The following is a 15,780-nucleotide window of genomic DNA, read 5'->3' on the forward strand; positions in this document are numbered from 1 at the left end:
CTAGAAACGTCGAAGGATGATTTATGGAACGCTTGGCTGTACCGTCAGTGCTGATATTCGATTGGCACGGCACCTTAGTGGACACCCATGACGCCATGTTCAGCGCCATGGAAGATATGCTGCCACAATTGGAGGATCTGGCGTTGGTAGACCAGCTGCTACCAGAAGAGCAGTGCCGCACGGGGGATGATGCGAGGTTGGTTCGCTATATTCGGATTTTTCGGCGCTTGCACCCGCGTATTTTGGCGGAAAGGCGAGTATCGCGAACTGACATTTTTAACGCGATTTTTGGTGATAACACCGCAGCCAAACTTATAGCTCACCAAGCTTACAACCAAGCGTATCGGCGCTATTTCGGGCAAGTTAAGCCCTTTCAGCCAGGGGTATACGAATATCTGTTAGCACTAAGAGCCATGGGTATTCGGCTGGCTATTGTCACCAATAGAAATCGGGAGTTTTTAGACAAAGAACTAAAAACCGTTGATGACGGGCGTTGGCTGGCTCTATTTGAAGCAACCGTATGCGCTGATGATGTCACGGAGTACAAACCAGACCCGCAGGTTATCAGTAGAGCTCTGGAAAAGCTGAATCTCCCCGCAGATGCACACGCTTGGTATATTGGTGACAGTTATGTAGACATGCTCACGGCCAACCGTGCCAATGTTTCCGGCATTTTCTATAACGGTGCTTGCTGGGAGCCAGATCGTATCAGCAGTTGGTTTTCCCATCGCGATGCGCCCATGGCGGTGCTGGACAGTTTTGAAGAATTGATGGATCTGCTGGCGCTGATGGAGCGCTCTGAGCCAGAGAGTTTTCAGCAAGTGCCGGCCGAAGTTCGCCCGAGCCCTTTCCCGCCGCCTACCCGTCCGGGACCCCGCATAGAAGCCGACTGGCATCCGGCTGTGGTCAAGCTCATCCGCCCAGAGGTGGTGCTGTTTGATTGGCACGCTACGCTGGTTGATACCCTCGACGCTATGTATCACGCAGTGGATGACATGTTCCCGGATTTCCACAAGCTTGGGCTGATGCCGCGGATGGTGGCGCCGGAAGACAGCAAAACCCCTGAAGATGTGAAGTTGGTGGCCTACGTGCGCGAGTTTGCCAAACTTCACCCCAAGGTGAAGGCCGACCGGAAGATCTCGCGCACGGACATTTTTGAAGTGCTCTTTGGCGACGATCAAGAAGCAAAACAGATTGCTCATAAAGCGTTCAATCACCATTACCGAAATCACTACGGCACAGTAAAAGCCTTTGAACCAAAAGTACGGGCGGTGCTGGAAGGTTTGCGGCGGCTAGACATTCAGGTAGGTGTGATCACCAATCGCGACCGTGAGTTTTTTGAACACGAGTTGGCGGCCGTTGAAGACACCGGCTGGGTAGAGCTTTTTGATGTAGATGTCTGTGGCGACGACACCCCATTGCGCAAGCCGCACCCGGATCAGCTTCAACTGGCAGTGCAGAAATTGGATTATCCGCCCGATCCCAGTGTTTGGTACGTCGGCGACAGCACCACCGATGTGATTGCAGCCAAGCGCGCAGGCATGACGTCGGTTTTCTTCAACGGCGCACAATGGGATCAGCCCTGGCTGAACCGGATATTCCCAGGCACCCACAAGCATCCGGACAAGCCAAATGTGGTGGTGAATGACTTCTCGGAGTTCTGGGCGTTGGTGCTGGCGTGCGAGATAGGGCCGCCCTGACATTCAGGCTCAGAGCTCGTCCAGGTGCTCCAGCAAATAATTGGCACGGCTAAGAAGCGCTTCCCGCCTCTCGGGCTTCTGCTTCTCCCAGTTACGATACATCATGCCCATGCGTGGGTTGCGCTCGAAATCAGCCCGGTGCCGATCAATAAAGTGCCAATACAGAGAATTGAATGGGCAGGCATCCGGCTCGGTGCTTTTGCTGACCTTGTAATGGCAGTTGGTACAGTGATCAGACATACGCTGAATGTACTTGCCGCTGGCAGCATAAGGCTTTGAGCCAAGGTAGCCGCCATCTGCATGCATCACCATGCCCAGTACATTGGGCAACTCTACCCAATCGTAGGCGTCAGCATATACCGCCAGGTACCAGTCGCAGATTTCCTCCGGTTTTACGCCGGTCAGCAGGGCGAAGTTGCCGGTGACCATCAACCTCTGAATATGGTGAGCGTAAGCGTTGCGACGGGTTGCATCTATGGCTTTGTGCATGCAGCGCATTTTTGTGTCGCCGGTCCAGTAAAACCATGGCAGAGCGCGAGTATTGCCAAGCCGGTTTTCCTTGGCGTAACCCGGCATGTGTAGCCAATAGAGGCCCCGCACAAACTCGCGCCAGCCGAGGATCTGGCGGATAAAACCTTCTACCGCATTGATGGGCGCCTGCCCCGCGTACCAAGACCGTGCAGCTTCTTCACATACGGCGAGAGGGTCGAGCAGCCCGCAATTTATATAGGGCGAAAGAATCGAGTGGAACAGCCAGTCTTCTTTGTCCGACATGGCATCCTGATAGTTGCCAAAACAGGGCAGAGCGAACTCAATGAAGTAACTCAGGGCTTCTTGAGCATCCTCGGGCGTTACCGCAAAGTGAAAGTCATCGGTGATGCCGAAGTGATCGGGAAAGTGTTGTTCCACCAGATCAGTCACCTCACGGGTTATGGCATCTGGCTCTACCCGAAAGGGTGCGGGTGCCGGGGGTTTGCCGGTCCACTTGCGCCGATTGTCGGCATCGAAGTTCCAGTGGCCGCCTTCAGGCTTGTTATCTGGTGTCATCAGCAGGCCGGTTTTGCGGCGCATTTCCCGATAGAAGAATTCCATGCGCAACTGCTTACGACCTTCGGCCCAGTCTGCGAACTCCTGCTTGCTGGCAATGAAGCGGGTATCGGTGCGGATTTCTACCGGAAGGTTCAGGCGCTTTTGCCATTGGCCGATCTGATCGTGCAGGCGCCATTCTCCGCACTCTGTGGTAATGATTTTGTCCGGGCTGAAATCTGCTAGCCGGCCCGATACCACGCTTTCCAAGCTTTGATGCGTGTTGTCTGGATGGTATTGCTGGTAATGAACCTGCCACCCGTTTTCCTCAAGCTGCTGGGCAAAGTGGCGCATGGCGCTGAACAGTAGAACCAGCTTTTTCTTATGATGGTTGGTGTAGCTGGCTTCCTCGTGAACCTCCGCCATAACGATTCTGTCGCGCTCGCGGTCAGCCCCTTCAAGCGCGCTGATATCGGTTGTCAGCTGGTCGCCAAGGATCAGGATTAGGTTAGCCATGGGCAGTGCGCTCCAGTAACTGGCGGATTTTGCCCTTGGGGTTATACAGGTGGTTACCCCAAGGAGGTAGTCAGAATACGCCTTGTGCGCAAGGGTGGTTCAAGCCCCGAGCTGATAAAATTCAGACATTCATCAAGATGACCCGCATCAAGATGTGTGCAGCCTGCCGGGCATACAATGCTCCGCGCCTCGGTTGGCCTTTCCCATTACACGCACAGAGTTTTTATTATGGCTTCCAATCCCGACTCGCAGACTGCTGAATCCACACTTCCGGAGTTCATCTGGGATGACGCTCTGATCAAGCGCTACGACCTCAGTGGGCCGCGTTATACCTCGTACCCAACCGCCGTGGAGTTTGATCAGAATTACCCGATTGAGCAGATGGTGCAGGCAGCAGCGCGCAGCAAGGCCAGTAACCGGCCGCTGTCTTTGTATACCCACCTGCCGTTTTGCGCGCACCTTTGCTATTACTGCGCCTGTAATAAGGTGATCACCAAGAAGCGCAACAAGGCCATGCCCTATGTGGAGAGGGTTCTGAAAGAAGCGGCCATGCAGTCTGAATTGTTTGGTGCGGATCGCCCGGTAAAACAGTTGCACTGGGGCGGCGGAACACCAACCTTTTTGCCCAACGACGTGATGCAGGAATTGATGGAAGGTTACGCTGAGCTGTTCAACCTGCAAAGCGGAGACGAGCGCGATTACAGCGTGGAAATTGATCCCCGTGAAGTGGATCAGGATACCCTGCCAACCCTTTGGAAACTTGGCTTTAATCGCATCAGTCTGGGCGTGCAGGATGTAAACCCGCAAGTTCAAAAAGCCGTTAACCGTATTCAGCCCCGGGAAATGACCGAAGCGGTGCTGAGTGAAGCCCGGCAACTTGGGTTTCACTCAATCAACCTTGATCTGATTTACGGCTTGCCGCACCAAACCCCGGAAAGCTTTGCAGATACTCTGGAAGCGGTGCTTGATATGTCGCCAGATAGACTGTCGGTATTCAGCTATGCGCACCTGCCAGACCGCTTTTATCCGCAAACTCGCATCAAAAACGACACGTTGCCATCGCCCCAGCAAAAGCTGACGATTTTGCACAATACGATTAATCGCCTGCTTGAAGCGGGCTACGAATACATCGGCATGGATCACTTTGCCAAGCCCGATGATAGCCTGGCGGTGGCTCAGCGGGCTGGGCGGCTGCATCGGAATTTCCAAGGCTACACTACTCACTCGGATTGTGATCTGGTGTCTTTGGGTGTGTCTGCTATTGGCCAAACCGACGATGCCTACTTTCAGAACAACCACGATCTACCCACCTGGGAAGCCTCAATAGATGCTGGCCAACTGGCGATTTCCAAAGGCGTAAACCTGACCCGAGATGACCGTATTCGCCGGTGGGTGATCGGCCAGCTTATCTGCCAGTTCCGCCTGGATCGCCAGCAGTTTTCGGCCGAATGGCAGGAAGATTTTGATCGCTACTTTGCGGATGAGCTCAGCCGCTTAAGGCCGATGATTGCCGATGAGCTGGTAAGTGATAGCGGCCAAATACTGCAGGTGCAGCCCAATGGTCGATTGCTGATTCGCGCCATTTGCCAGATCTTTGATCTATATCGCAAAGAAGGTGCCAGCCAGCGTTTTTCCCGCATCATCTAGCTTTTGCTGATCCGGGGCCATCAGTGCCCCGGTTATTTCTTTGTGCTCTAAATACTGGACTCATGCCTGTATATGGAGTAAATTCTCTGTCTTCCTTACGGAAGATTCAGATTTATCGCCCTGATTTAACGGTTTTTTGCTTTTAAATCCCTTTCTTGGCTTAACTTACGGCCAGAAGAATAGCCTCCGGCAACCGAATTTAGGGCTGAATAGGCTGCAAACATTATGACTACTAAACAAATTTCAAGATTGTATATGCGTTTTCGCTTTCCATAGCGACCCTCATGCTTTGGTGAAATAGCAATCCTGCTTTTTGCCGACACCCTTTGGTGTTCCTTTCGATTTTCACTTTCCGCGCTCTGCGGGCTTTGTTGAACGCTTGTGTCCCAAGTAGTCGAGTCTTTGTGTTCGTCTGCTGCTCAGTGGGGCACAGCCGTAGTAAAGAGGTCCTGATTTGAACGAGAATGGTTTTGCTCAGTTTTCAGTAACAACCATTATGTTGTTGCTGGTCGCGTTTTATGGCGGCACCTATCTGCTCACCCTGCTGATACGTAAAAAAGAAGAGGATACCTCTGGCTTTATGGTTGCTGGCCATAACGTGGGTTTTGGCATGGGCGCGGCCAGCATGACGGCAACCTGGATTTGGGCTGCCTCTTTTTATGCCGCGGCTACCTCAGGCTACACCTACGGCGTATCTGGGCCGATACATTACGGCCTATGGGGTGCGTTGATGATTCTGTTCATCTACCCGTTTGGCAGGCGCTTTCGTAAATTGGCTCCCAATGGCCACACCCTTGGTGAGCTTATTCACGCGCGCCATGGGCCTTCCAGCCAGTTGATCCTGGCCGGTTCTAACATTCTTGGCAGTATCATCAGCCTGATGGTGAACTTTACCGCTGCTGGCGCGTTGGTATCGATTCTGTCGCCACTGTCGTTCCAAACAGGCGTGATTGTTGCCGGCGTTGGTGTACTTAGCTACACGCTTACTTCCGGTTTTCGGGCCTCTGTGTTCACAGACTTTGCTCAACTGGTTGCGCTGATGGCCATTACCGTTGTCATCATTCCTGCCGTGTTGTTCTCTGTGGGTGGGCCATCGGTAATGGTCGATGGCCTGAAAAACCTGACGGTCCAACAGGGAGACTTCTTCTCCGTTGATGCGATTATGAGCCAGGGTGCGCCTTTCTTTGTGGCGGTGCTTGCTTACGCTATTGGTAACCAGACCATTTCCCAGCGCTTGTTTGCGGTGCGTGAAAAGCACATCAAACGCACCTTTGTTACGGCAACATTGGGTTACGGCGCCATTGTTATCGGCCTTGGCATGATCGGCCTGATGGCTCTGACCGTGGGCATGGAACCTATCAACGGCAACATGAACAACTTGATCCCGCAGATGGTATCTACCTACCTGCCAACGGCATTCGTGGCCCTGTTCTTCGTGTTGGTTATAGGCGCGTTGTCGTCAACGGCCGACTCGGACCTATCCGCTCTGTCGACCATCGTGATGGCGGATATCTATGGCAAAAACATCGCCAAGGACAACCCGGATCCCAAGAAAATGCTGTTGATCGGACGCATGACCATGATTGTGGCAACCGCAGCCGGCTTGATCTTCGCAAGCTTCTCTCTGGATATTCTGGTGATGCTGGTGTTTGTCGGTGCGCTATGGGGCGCCATCGTGTTCCCGGTCATTATCAGTTGCTACTGGGACAGGGTGACCAACGCCGCGTTTACCTGGTCTGTGGTTGTTGCCATGGCTCTGTTCTGCGTCGCGCGATTTGAATTGCTCGAAATGACCGGCGTAACCGTTTTGTTCTTCGAAATACTGGCCTCTGTAGGCGGTGCCGTGGTGTTCGGCATGATGGCGTTCGGCTTCTTTGGGCGCGCGGTTGGCCTGGTTATAGGCGCGATTGCCGGCGTACTCATGCTGATATATGCCACAGGCTTTCTGCGTGACTACATGGTTCTTACGGCTTCACTGACAGCCTACGGTGCCAGCGCCGTCGTGTGCACCGCGATGACGCTATTCAATAAAGAAAGATTTGATTTTGATCTGATTAACCAGCGCGTTGGCAATTACGACGATGCTAAAGACGAAGATGAATCCACCATGATTCCTGAAGGAGCACACTAATGAGTGAACTCGCATACGGTACTTATATTCTGATTTGGCCCGCCCTAACACTGGGTGTTCTGGCGGTTATCTGCGGCGCGGTTGTCAAAGATGCCGTCCAGGCGCGTGAGTCAGATAGCGATATGGTCTGACGCTTGAGTATAGAAAAGCGTGTCTACAAAACGGGAGCCTGCGGGCTCCCGTTTTTCGTTTGGTACCATAAATACTGTCCGCGAATAGCTATTCACCTTTCTGCTGACAAAGGTCAATGCCCCGAAAGAGCCCCCGGCGTATGGTCTGTGGAACTTTTATGTGGAGACAGCCCATGGAACTTGTTTGCCCGGCCGGCAGTTTGCCGGCACTGAAAACAGCGGTGGATAACGGTGCCGATGCTGTGTATTTGGGGTTTAAAGACAGCACCAATGCCCGCCAATTCGCTGGGCTCAATTTTAACGACAAGCGTGCAGGGGAGGGTATTGAGTACGCCCACAGCAAAGGCGCCAGAGTGTTTTGCGCCATCAATACCTACCCGCAGCCAGATGGCTGGGAAACCTGGAAAGTGGCGGTCGATCGCGCTGCGGCTCTAGGGGTAGACGCCATTATTCTGGCCGACATGGGGCTGCTGGAGTACGCCGCCAACAAGCACCCCCAGGTTCACCGTCATCTTTCCGTTCAGGGCTCGGCCACCAGTTACGAAGCTCTGCGTTTTTACAAGGATAACTTTGATATCCGCCGCGCGGTTTTGCCCCGGGTATTGTCCATAGACCAAGTGCGAGGTGTTGCGAAACACAGCCCGGTAGAGCTGGAGGTGTTTGCCTTTGGCAGCCTGTGCATCATGGCCGAGGGGCGGTGTTATCTATCTTCGTATCTCACTGATGAATCCCCCAACACTCGCGGTGCTTGTTCGCCTGCTAAGGCTGTGCGCTGGCAAGAAACCCCGAGCGGCCTGGAATCTCGACTTAACAATGTACTTATCGATCGATACGGAAAAGGTGAATCCGCCGGCTATCCCACTCTGTGCAAAGGCCGTTTCGACGTGGAAGGCAGCGTTTATCACGCCATTGAAGAGCCAGTCAGTCTGAATACGCTGGATCTGTTGCCAGAACTGAAGGGGTTGGGCATTAGCGCTGTGAAGATTGAAGGCCGTCAACGTAGCCCTTCATACATCGCCGATGTTGCTCGAACTTGGCGCCAGGCGCTGGATGGGCTGAGTGCGGGAGCCGAGGGATTTCATGTGGATCCTGCTTGGAACAGCACGCTTGCGGGCCTGTCTGAAGGTGGCTTGACCACCATCGGCGCCTATCACCGAAAATGGAAATAAGGCTGAACAACCCATGATGAAGCTCTCTCTGGGCCCGATTCTCTGGTTCTGGTCCAAACAAACTGTTTTTGATTTTTACGCCAACGTTGCCGAATGGCCCGTTGATACTGTGTATCTGGGAGAAACCGTGTGTTCTCGTCGCCGTGAGCTTAGGCTGGCAGATTGGCTGGAGATTGCGGCTGTACTCAAGGGCTGCGGCAAGCAGGTGGTGCTCTCAACCCAAACTCTGATTGAATCCGAGGCTGACCTGCGGGCATTGCGCAAGATCTGCAGCCAGCAGGAGTATCTGGTAGAGGCTAATGACCAGAGCGCGTTGCAGCTGGCCACTCAGAATAACCTACCGTTTGTGACCGGCCCGTCGATGAATATCTACAACAGCGCAACCTTGAAACTGTTAGCAAAACAGGGGCTGAAGGGCTGGAGCCTGCCGGTAGAACTGGGCCGTGAAACCCTGCGCCAATTGATCAGTGAGTTAGAGGCGGAGGGGTTGGATCTGGCTGCAGAGGTGTTTGCGTGGGGCTTCCTGCCGCTGGCGTGGTCGTCCCGGTGCTTTACTGCCCGGCACTACAACTTACCCAAGGATAACTGTGAGTTCCGCTGCCTGCAGCACCCGGATGGCATGGAGCTGCGCTCCCGTGAATCCCAGGAGCTGTTCCGCCTTAACGGTACGTCTACTTTGTCTGGTGCACGTTATGACTTGATGCGAGAAATACCGGACATGGAAAAAATGGGCGTGTCCACAGTACGCCTCAGTCCAGAGCATCAGGGTATGGATGAAGTGGTTCGCCGCTTTGATCAGGCACGTCGTGGCGAAATCCCAGCCACCGACCCGCTGCAACTGGTTGAGGCGCCACCCTGTAATGGCTATTGGTACGGTAAGCCGGGGATGGATCTTGTAACCGGCCAAGCATAGATCCCGATCCTCAGACCCGTGTGGCGAAAGTTACCTCACGGGTGGGGCTGGGCCAAATAGCCGCCCTTCCCAGTTTTCAACCTGTTGTGTTTCAAGTCGTTTTTTTGCGAGCTGGCGAAGGTTGGGGGAAAGCTCCTTGAGTGCTGCCATTTCCGTAAGCGCTTGCCGATCCATGGTGTTTTCGTAAAGCACAGACAGCACTCGACATAGGGGCCAGTCGTCATGAGGCCGCTCTTTGAGTATTAGCGTGTCTCCCTTGCTGATTATGCCAGGCTGTAGAACCCGGTAGTACCACCCTGTTCTGAGGTTGTTTTGTACGCGAGGGGACATGTCCGGTATGCCAAAGCGCAGGTTTAGCCGCCAGCAAGGTTGGCGCGGCTGGGATACCTGAATAATGGCGCCCCCAAGCTCATATATATCTCCGGCACACACATCGGATTCAGTAAGCCCCTCAGTTACCAGGTTCTCGCCAAAAGCGCCAGGCAAGCAATGCTCTGAGGCTGGCTCAGGAAGCTCGCGGCGCAAGCGAGCATAGTGGTCTGAGGCAAAGTGGTGCAGCGCTTTCTCTGGGCCGCCATGGTGGCGTTTGTCGCCGTGTTGGTCATCGCTTAGGCCGTTTTCGTTCAGGTAGGCGGAATCAATCTCCCGCTTGTGAATGCCTGTTAGCGTTTCTGTGCCCGCAAACCTGGCCAAGCTGCCGATTCTTAGTTGCTTGATCACAGTGCTTGTTGCCATATAAGACCTCCTGCCCCGAGGGGGCTATCACCAGATCGACATCATGGCACCGGCTCCAAGAACCAGCGACCCTCCCACCTCAGCTACAATCAGCGCAATCATAAAACTGTGAATCATCCAGGATGGCAGTGTCATACTCCCCATTTGATGGGGTTTGCGAAACTGGTTGCTGGTGTCGCGCAGTAAACCATGGATGATATAGGTCGTAATTGCCAAAGCGAAAAAACCCAATGCACAGATTGCCGCCAACGTGTTCAGCCAGTCTGGGTACACGCTGTGGCTAGCAAGCCAGCCCAATAGCATGGCAGCAAAGCTGTACATGAGGGAGCTGCGGTGGGCAATGTCCACGTACCTTGGCGCTGCGGCTTTCGGGCTGCGGGCCATGCACCCGTATTTCCAAATACCGGTCAGCAACCCAGTCATAAAGAAGACAAAGGTAGCGGTTAGGCAAAGTTTTTCAGCCAGTGTCATTAGGTTCGATCCTTCCATTCTGCGCGCCCGCTACGAAAGTGCGCATTGGCTGCTGTGTTGAGAGCTTAGAGGTTTTAGTTGTCTATTCTCAAACCATCTCACAGGGCAGTATGGATTTGATATGGCCTAAGCGGCTTAAGGCCTCAGAAGAAAAGCAATTGACGGATATTGAGATCCCATTCCAGGCTGTCCAGAAGGTTTTTCAGGGCTAGTCCTAGCTCTGTATCTCCCTCAATCATCAGGCGTCGCTGAAAAAATAGTTGATCTGGGTCTTGTTGACGTGCGGAGAGGGTTTTGAACGCAGAAAGGGAACCACGAATGGTGGCCTCGCCGGGGCCGTCTAATACCCGGAGCCGGCCTGCCCAAAAACCGAAAGTGATGCCGGGGTGGCCTCCGTTTGCTTCCAGCCGAATGCGGCGGCCCTCAAAATCGTCAAACTCACCTTCGGCAATGGCTTCAGCAAAGACCCGGTTGAGGGGCGCTTCGGCAACCAGCTGCTTTATTGGAATCGGGATAGAACGATCGATAACCCCGAGTAAAGGAAGCGGCGAGGGCAGGTATTCGGAAATCAGCGCAAGAGAGTCACTGACCAAGGGTTTGGCGTGTAGTGGCAAAGCGGCAGGCAGTGGCAAGGCCATAATTAACTCCAGGCAGTGAATTCAGACTGCCCAGAGTAACCAAAAACTGCCTTGCTTGATTTGATATAGCTCAGCCCTTATGCAGGCCTTCTTCTACCGCCCATACGGCGACTTCTACTCGCGAGCGCAGGCTGAGTTTTTTCAGCAGGTGTTTTACGTGTACTTTTACGGTGCCGTCGCTGATGTCCAGCTTGCGACCAATCATCTTGTTAGAAAGGCCCTCTGCAATCAGCCGCAGAATGTCTTTTTCCCGTGGTGTCAGGCTGTCGAAATCCGGTCGCGAAGCTTGTTGTGGCTTGTTGTGGCTTGTTGTGGCTTGTTGGAGCGTAAGGCTTCGGCAAGAAGTGTGGTTAGCCGATCGCTGATAACCATCTTGCCCACTGCTGCCTGGTGCAGCTGAGCAATCATGTCTTCCGGCTCCATGTCCTTCAGAAGGTAACCGTCGGCACCGGCTCGCAGCGCAGCGACTACGTCGTCTTCCTGGTCCGACACCGTGAACATAATGATGCGGGAGCTTATGTTCAGTTCCCGCAGTTTTTTCAATGCGTCAATGCCGCTGATTTCCGGCATGTTGAGATCCATCAAGATAAGGTCAGGTTCAAGCTCGGTTGCCAGGCGAATACCATCGGTGGCATTGCTGGCTTCACCAGCCACGACCATGTCTTCCTCCATCTCGACGAGTTGTTTGATACCCTGGCGCAGTAAAGGATGATCGTCTATCAGCAGTATGCTTGCGGGTGTGTCAGACGGTGTATCAGACATGGTACTTCGCTTCCTCTCTCTTGATGTCGTAACGGCATAGTCGGTTCGCCGCTTTTTTGATATTCAGGTGTTAGACACTTCGGCCGGTATTAGATGCCGGCTTTTCGGAACAAACGTAAGAATAACTTCAACGCCCCCTTCATTGCGATCCTGCACTGCAACTTGGCCGCCGAGTGTACGGGCGCGATCCTGCATGATAATCAGGCCGTAATGGTTAACCGGTTGGCCACCCTCGGGCAGGCCTTTGCCATTATCCCGTATTCTTGCTTGTACTTGGGGTGATTCAAACACCACCTCTACCGAAATTTCTGTGGCATCGGCATGCTTAACGGCATTGGCCAAGCCTTCACGCACAATCTGCAGTGTGTGAATCTCTTCGTTGGGCGATAGCGCCTGAGGTGGCAAGTTATAGAACAGCCCTATAGGTTTGCCCAGCCGTTCTGAAAACTCCTCTATGGTTTTGCTCAGGGCTGTGGTCAGATCCGGGGTGTCCAACTTGAGCCTGAAGGTGGCTAACAATTCCCGAAGCTGACGGTAGGCGCTGTTCAGTCCGGTGCTGAGCTCGTCCAGTATGGCATTGTGGGAGCTCTTCTGTTCACCCTCAATATTCAGCCGGCGCAAGCGGGCTACCTGCATTTTCAAATAGGACAGTGATTGCGCCAGGGAGTCGTGCAGTTCCCGGGCGATCACGGTGCGCTCTTCGGCCAGCGTAAGCTGTTGCTCTTCGGTGATCTGCTGCTCAAGGAATATAGCGGTGGCCAACTGGTCGCTGAGTGTCTCAAGAAGGCGGCGGGCCGTATCTGAAAGGCCCTTTTCGGCAGGGTACCACACCTCCAGAGTGCCAAGAAGTTTACCCGGAGTTCGGATAGGCAGTAGCAGCCTGCGACCATCGTGGTCTTCTATGGGTAACTCGTCGTAAACGTCCGGCGTTACCAGGCAGGCGTTGCAGTGGTGGTCGCGACAGTAAAAAGGGCGTTCTATTGATGCCGTTGTAACCGCCTGAACGGGCTCTGACGATTGTCTGTCGTGTAGATAAAGCCGAATAGGCCCTATCCCTAGAAGTTGTTCCAGTTCCTGCAACATGGGAACGGCGCCACTGCACAGATCGTGATTGGCAAACAAGTTGCGGCTAGACGCATGCAACAGTTGAAGGGCCGCATGGCTCTTTTCGAGCTCGTCAGTTTTGCTGCGTGCCCGTTCTTCAAGATCGAAGTAGGTAAGCGCAAGCTCGCTGCTCATCTGATCAAATGCACTGCCCAGTTGCGCCAGTTCGTCACTTCCTTTCAGGTTTGCCTTGTGGGAAAAGTCTTGTTCACCCACTGCTTTCGCAATGCTGACCAGTTTGCGCAGGGGCTTTAGCACTCGGCTTCTCAGGTCTACGAATAGGGCAACGATGATCAGTATGGAAAAGGCCAAACTGATTATCTGGATTAGGTGTAGCAAGCCGATTCGGGCTTCGGTTCGCCGTTCGAGCATGTTGACGAGTTGGTCTACCGAGTTTACATAGCTTTGAGTGGCCGCGAGTATATCTGCACTGGCAGACGATCCTTGCGGGTGATTCTCCAGCCCCGGGCGTAGGGTTTGCTCCCAGAATGCTCTGATAGCTTGGTACTGCTTGGCTAGTGGGTGATCTTCGGCGGCGGGGATAGCTCGGGCAATGTTGTTGTTCCGAAGGCTGAGCTCATATCGAGACGCCATATTCTGGATACTGTTTTCGCCGGTGCTGCTCTCTTGCGCGCCGGCTACGTGAGACAGCAATCGAAATGCGCCCATGCGAAGAGCGCCGGCCAAATTGATGGCAGTCGCGTTCCCTTCAATGCTTTTTGAAACCGCAAGCGTTGTAGCCATGCTGACCATAGACGTTAGCACCACGGCACACACAACAATGGCAATCCGGTTAACAAGGGGGCTTCTAGATTTCATGGAATCTCGTCTTTGCAGTCACCTGGCTCGGATACCTCCTTGAGGTTAGTCAATTACCCCAATGGTTGGTAACCCATCATAGTCTTTGACCTGCGTCAGGGCAAAAGCTGAGACTGAAAGGCAGCTTTTAACAACGCTCCTTAAGGTATTGGCGAATGAAGTCAGAGGCGGATCAGGAGGATGAGCGGCTGGCATCACTTGCCGTTATTCTGCCGCTTGCGGTGATGGGTTTTGTCATCGCAGCAGGCTGCTGGACGCTGTTTGCTGTTGCGGGCATACACCTTAGAGCCGAATTAAGCCTCAGCAACCTGCAATTCGGTTTGCTGCTAGCCATGCCTATGGCCGTTAGTGCCTTGTTGGCTGTCCCAGCCGGGCTTGCCGCCCGGAAATTTGGTGCTCGCCGCATTATGCTCATTTGCCTTGCAGGGCTTGCTGTTTGCATGGTGATTCTGCTGACAACAGATACTTTCCCCGGGTATCTGTTGTCAGCCGGTGGGTTGGGATTGGCCGGTGGCTTTTATAGCGCAGGGCTGCAGTTTGTGACCAGTAATTGCCAACACGACCGCCTGGGGCTTGTGCTTGGTGTGTTTGGTGCTGGCGTTACCGGCGCCGGGTTCACTTACTATCTTGTGCCTTTGTTTCATGAGGCATTCTCCTGGCAGGGCGTGCCACTTGCCTACCTGATCGTGCTTCTGCTTGTGCTTGCCCTGCTTTTGCTGCTCACCGATTCGGAAGATGCGATTGCAGATCCAGAAACCGAAACCTCCATCAGAATACTGTTCGGGCGACTCAGGCAGCAGGGCGCCTGGCAACTAGGTGCTTATTTTGGCTTGGTTGCAGGAGGCTTTTTTGCATTGGCGCTGTGGCTTCCGGATTACCTTTCTTCGCAGTTCGAACTGCAGGTTCAATCGGGGGCCAGGCTTGCGCAATGGTTCGTTATTCCCGGCGCGCTGGCTCAGATTTTGGGCGGGGGCCTGTCTGATCGCTATGGCAGCCCAAGAGTTGTTGGTCGGTCACTGCTTATTGGCTTAGTGGCTTTGGTGGTGTTGTCTTACCCGCCCATGACGCTGTTCATACAGGGTGTGGAAGCAACGATTAAGGTTGAGTACGCCTTGCCTATGACCGTTGAGAGCATTTTTGTAGTGGTGCTCGGTGTGGCGCTGGGATGCGCCATGGGTAGCTTGCAGCGAATGGCGATTATCGAAAGCCGCCAGAATGCGGCGTTTGTTGCCGGGCTGCTGCTTGTCAGCGCCTGCTCTGTGGCGTTCGTGCTACCGGTTATTTTTGGTGCGGTAAATCACTGGTTAGGTGTGCGTAGCGCGGTGTTCATGATTCTGTTTCTGCTGCTGTGTATCTGCCAGATTATGTTCGCCCGTTTCAGTCGGCGCCACGAACGTCAGGTACTTCTCCAGCCAGGGATATAAGGCCTTTACCCCTTCAGTGGTAGAGGTGGGTTATGTGGTAGTAACCACGCAGATTTCAGGGTTGTTCTGCCACACAATGGTTTTAAATCGGAAAAACGATCCGGTAGATGGGCAGACGGAGAGAGACCATGAGTCATTTGATCGACAAGCTGAGCTACTTCAGCAAAAAGCGTGAATCGTTCGCGAACGGCCACGGCGAAACCCACGAAGAAAATCGCGATTGGGAAGACAGCTACCGCCAGCGTTGGCAGCACGACAAAATTGTACGCTCCACCCACGGTGTAAACTGCACCGGTTCCTGCAGCTGGAAAATCTACGTTAAGAATGGTCTGGTCACCTGGGAAACCCAGCAAACCGACTACCCTCGTACCCGCCCGGATCTACCTAACCACGAGCCCCGTGGTTGCCCTCGTGGCGCCAGCTACTCCTGGTACATGTACAGCGCAAACCGCCTGAAGTACCCATTGATGCGCAAGCATTTGATGAAACTTTGGCGTGCAGCCCGCATGCAGTTCAACGACCCGGTTGAGGCCTGGGCGTCCATTGTGGAAGACCCGAAGAAAACCGCCGAGTACAAGCCCCGCCGTGGTATGG

At 53.8% G+C, this 15,780-nt stretch carries 12 protein-coding genes and 2 pseudogenes; 8 read left to right on the forward strand and 6 right to left on the reverse strand.

The features are described from left to right. The first annotated feature begins 23 nt into the window (after positions 1-23). The gene (locus tag ACTH3S_RS14460) at positions 24-1,700 is read left to right on the forward strand and encodes an HAD family hydrolase (RefSeq protein ID WP_441809714.1); all 1,677 of its coding nucleotides are present in this window, start codon (positions 24-26) and stop codon (positions 1,698-1,700) included. 9 nt (positions 1,701-1,709) lie between these two features. Here the strand turns inward: ACTH3S_RS14460 and ACTH3S_RS14465 are convergent, their stop codons facing one another. Beyond that, positions 1,710-3,242 carry a cryptochrome/photolyase family protein gene (locus ACTH3S_RS14465; protein WP_441809715.1) on the reverse strand — a complete coding sequence of 511 codons (1,533 nt, stop codon included), beginning with the start codon at positions 3,240-3,242 and terminating at the stop codon, positions 1,710-1,712. A gap of 228 nt (positions 3,243-3,470) precedes the next feature. On the opposite strand from ACTH3S_RS14465, the gene hemN reads away from it, so the two are divergent. The 5 genes from hemN (at position 3,471) to ACTH3S_RS14490 (ending at position 9,233) form a co-directional block, all read left to right on the forward strand. After that, complete coding sequence (gene hemN, locus ACTH3S_RS14470) at positions 3,471-4,889, forward strand: oxygen-independent coproporphyrinogen III oxidase (RefSeq protein WP_441809716.1); 1,419 nt, start codon at positions 3,471-3,473, stop codon at positions 4,887-4,889. Positions 4,890-5,343: 454 nt separating this feature from the next. Beyond that, complete coding sequence (locus ACTH3S_RS14475; protein ID WP_441809717.1) at positions 5,344-7,020, forward strand: sodium:solute symporter family protein; 1,677 nt, start codon at positions 5,344-5,346, stop codon at positions 7,018-7,020. Beyond that, positions 7,020-7,151 (forward strand): putative transporter small subunit, encoded by a 132-nt coding sequence (locus tag ACTH3S_RS14480; protein WP_441809718.1) that lies wholly within the window; start codon positions 7,020-7,022, stop codon positions 7,149-7,151. The genes ACTH3S_RS14475 and ACTH3S_RS14480 overlap by 1 nt, the downstream gene beginning before the upstream one ends. Positions 7,152-7,324: 173 nt before the next feature. Then, on the forward strand, positions 7,325-8,320 hold the full coding sequence (ubiU, locus tag ACTH3S_RS14485; RefSeq protein ID WP_441809719.1) for a ubiquinone anaerobic biosynthesis protein UbiU: 996 nt from the start codon (positions 7,325-7,327) through the stop codon (positions 8,318-8,320). A gap of 13 nt (positions 8,321-8,333) precedes the next feature. After that, positions 8,334-9,233 (forward strand): U32 family peptidase, encoded by a 900-nt coding sequence (locus ACTH3S_RS14490; protein WP_441809720.1) that lies wholly within the window; start codon positions 8,334-8,336, stop codon positions 9,231-9,233. A 30-nt stretch (positions 9,234-9,263) separates the two neighbouring features. On the opposite strand, the gene ACTH3S_RS14495 is transcribed toward ACTH3S_RS14490, so the two are convergent. The 5 genes and pseudogenes from ACTH3S_RS14495 to ACTH3S_RS14515 all read right to left on the reverse strand — a co-directional run bounded on the left by ACTH3S_RS14495 (position 9,264) and on the right by ACTH3S_RS14515 (position 13,762). Then, positions 9,264-9,968: an MOSC domain-containing protein gene (locus tag ACTH3S_RS14495; RefSeq protein ID WP_441809721.1), complete on the reverse strand. Its 705-nt coding sequence runs from the start codon at positions 9,966-9,968 to the stop codon at positions 9,264-9,266. Between the two features lie 27 nt (positions 9,969-9,995). Further along, positions 9,996-10,439, reverse strand: a complete 444-nt coding sequence (locus tag ACTH3S_RS14500) for a hypothetical protein (protein ID WP_441809722.1) — start codon at positions 10,437-10,439, stop codon at positions 9,996-9,998. Positions 10,440-10,582: 143 nt separating this feature from the next. Continuing rightward, complete coding sequence (gene ubiT / locus ACTH3S_RS14505) at positions 10,583-11,077, reverse strand: ubiquinone anaerobic biosynthesis accessory factor UbiT (protein WP_441809723.1); 495 nt, start codon at positions 11,075-11,077, stop codon at positions 10,583-10,585. A gap of 70 nt (positions 11,078-11,147) precedes the next feature. Next, positions 11,148-11,839, reverse strand: a pseudogene (gene narL / locus ACTH3S_RS14510) (two-component system response regulator NarL). Positions 11,840-11,902: 63 nt separating this feature from the next. Continuing rightward, complete coding sequence (locus ACTH3S_RS14515; RefSeq protein ID WP_441809724.1) at positions 11,903-13,762, reverse strand: histidine kinase; 1,860 nt, start codon at positions 13,760-13,762, stop codon at positions 11,903-11,905. Positions 13,763-13,917: 155 nt separating this feature from the next. Here ACTH3S_RS14515 and ACTH3S_RS14520 point away from each other — a divergent pair, with 155 nt between their 5' ends. Both ACTH3S_RS14520 and narZ read left to right on the forward strand, forming a co-directional pair. Beyond that, positions 13,918-15,186, forward strand: coding sequence for an MFS transporter (locus ACTH3S_RS14520; protein ID WP_441809725.1), 1,269 nt, complete (start codon positions 13,918-13,920; stop codon positions 15,184-15,186). 128 nt (positions 15,187-15,314) lie between these two features. Then, positions 15,315-15,780: pseudogene (gene narZ, locus ACTH3S_RS14525) on the forward strand (nitrate reductase subunit alpha); the annotation flags it as partial.

The sequence above is a fragment of the Marinobacter sp. genome (assembly GCF_052094685.1).
GTDB lineage: Bacteria > Pseudomonadota > Gammaproteobacteria > Pseudomonadales > Oleiphilaceae > Marinobacter.

Coding starts and splice junctions, on each gene's coding strand:
- ACTH3S_RS14460 (WP_441809714.1), top strand. CDS start 24: ATGGAACGCTTGGCTGTACCGTCAGTGCTGATATTCGATTGGCACGGC.
- ACTH3S_RS14465 (WP_441809715.1), bottom strand. CDS start 3,242: ATGGCTAACCTAATCCTGATCCTTGGCGACCAGCTGACAACCGATATC.
- hemN (WP_441809716.1), top strand. CDS start 3,471: ATGGCTTCCAATCCCGACTCGCAGACTGCTGAATCCACACTTCCGGAG.
- ACTH3S_RS14480 (WP_441809718.1), top strand. CDS start 7,020: ATGAGTGAACTCGCATACGGTACTTATATTCTGATTTGGCCCGCCCTA.
- ubiU (WP_441809719.1), top strand. CDS start 7,325: ATGGAACTTGTTTGCCCGGCCGGCAGTTTGCCGGCACTGAAAACAGCG.
- ACTH3S_RS14490 (WP_441809720.1), top strand. CDS start 8,334: ATGATGAAGCTCTCTCTGGGCCCGATTCTCTGGTTCTGGTCCAAACAA.
- ACTH3S_RS14495 (WP_441809721.1), bottom strand. CDS start 9,968: ATGGCAACAAGCACTGTGATCAAGCAACTAAGAATCGGCAGCTTGGCC.
- ACTH3S_RS14500 (WP_441809722.1), bottom strand. CDS start 10,439: ATGACACTGGCTGAAAAACTTTGCCTAACCGCTACCTTTGTCTTCTTT.
- ubiT (WP_441809723.1), bottom strand. CDS start 11,077: ATGGCCTTGCCACTGCCTGCCGCTTTGCCACTACACGCCAAACCCTTG.
- ACTH3S_RS14515 (WP_441809724.1), bottom strand. CDS start 13,762: ATGAAATCTAGAAGCCCCCTTGTTAACCGGATTGCCATTGTTGTGTGT.
- ACTH3S_RS14520 (WP_441809725.1), top strand. CDS start 13,918: ATGAAGTCAGAGGCGGATCAGGAGGATGAGCGGCTGGCATCACTTGCC.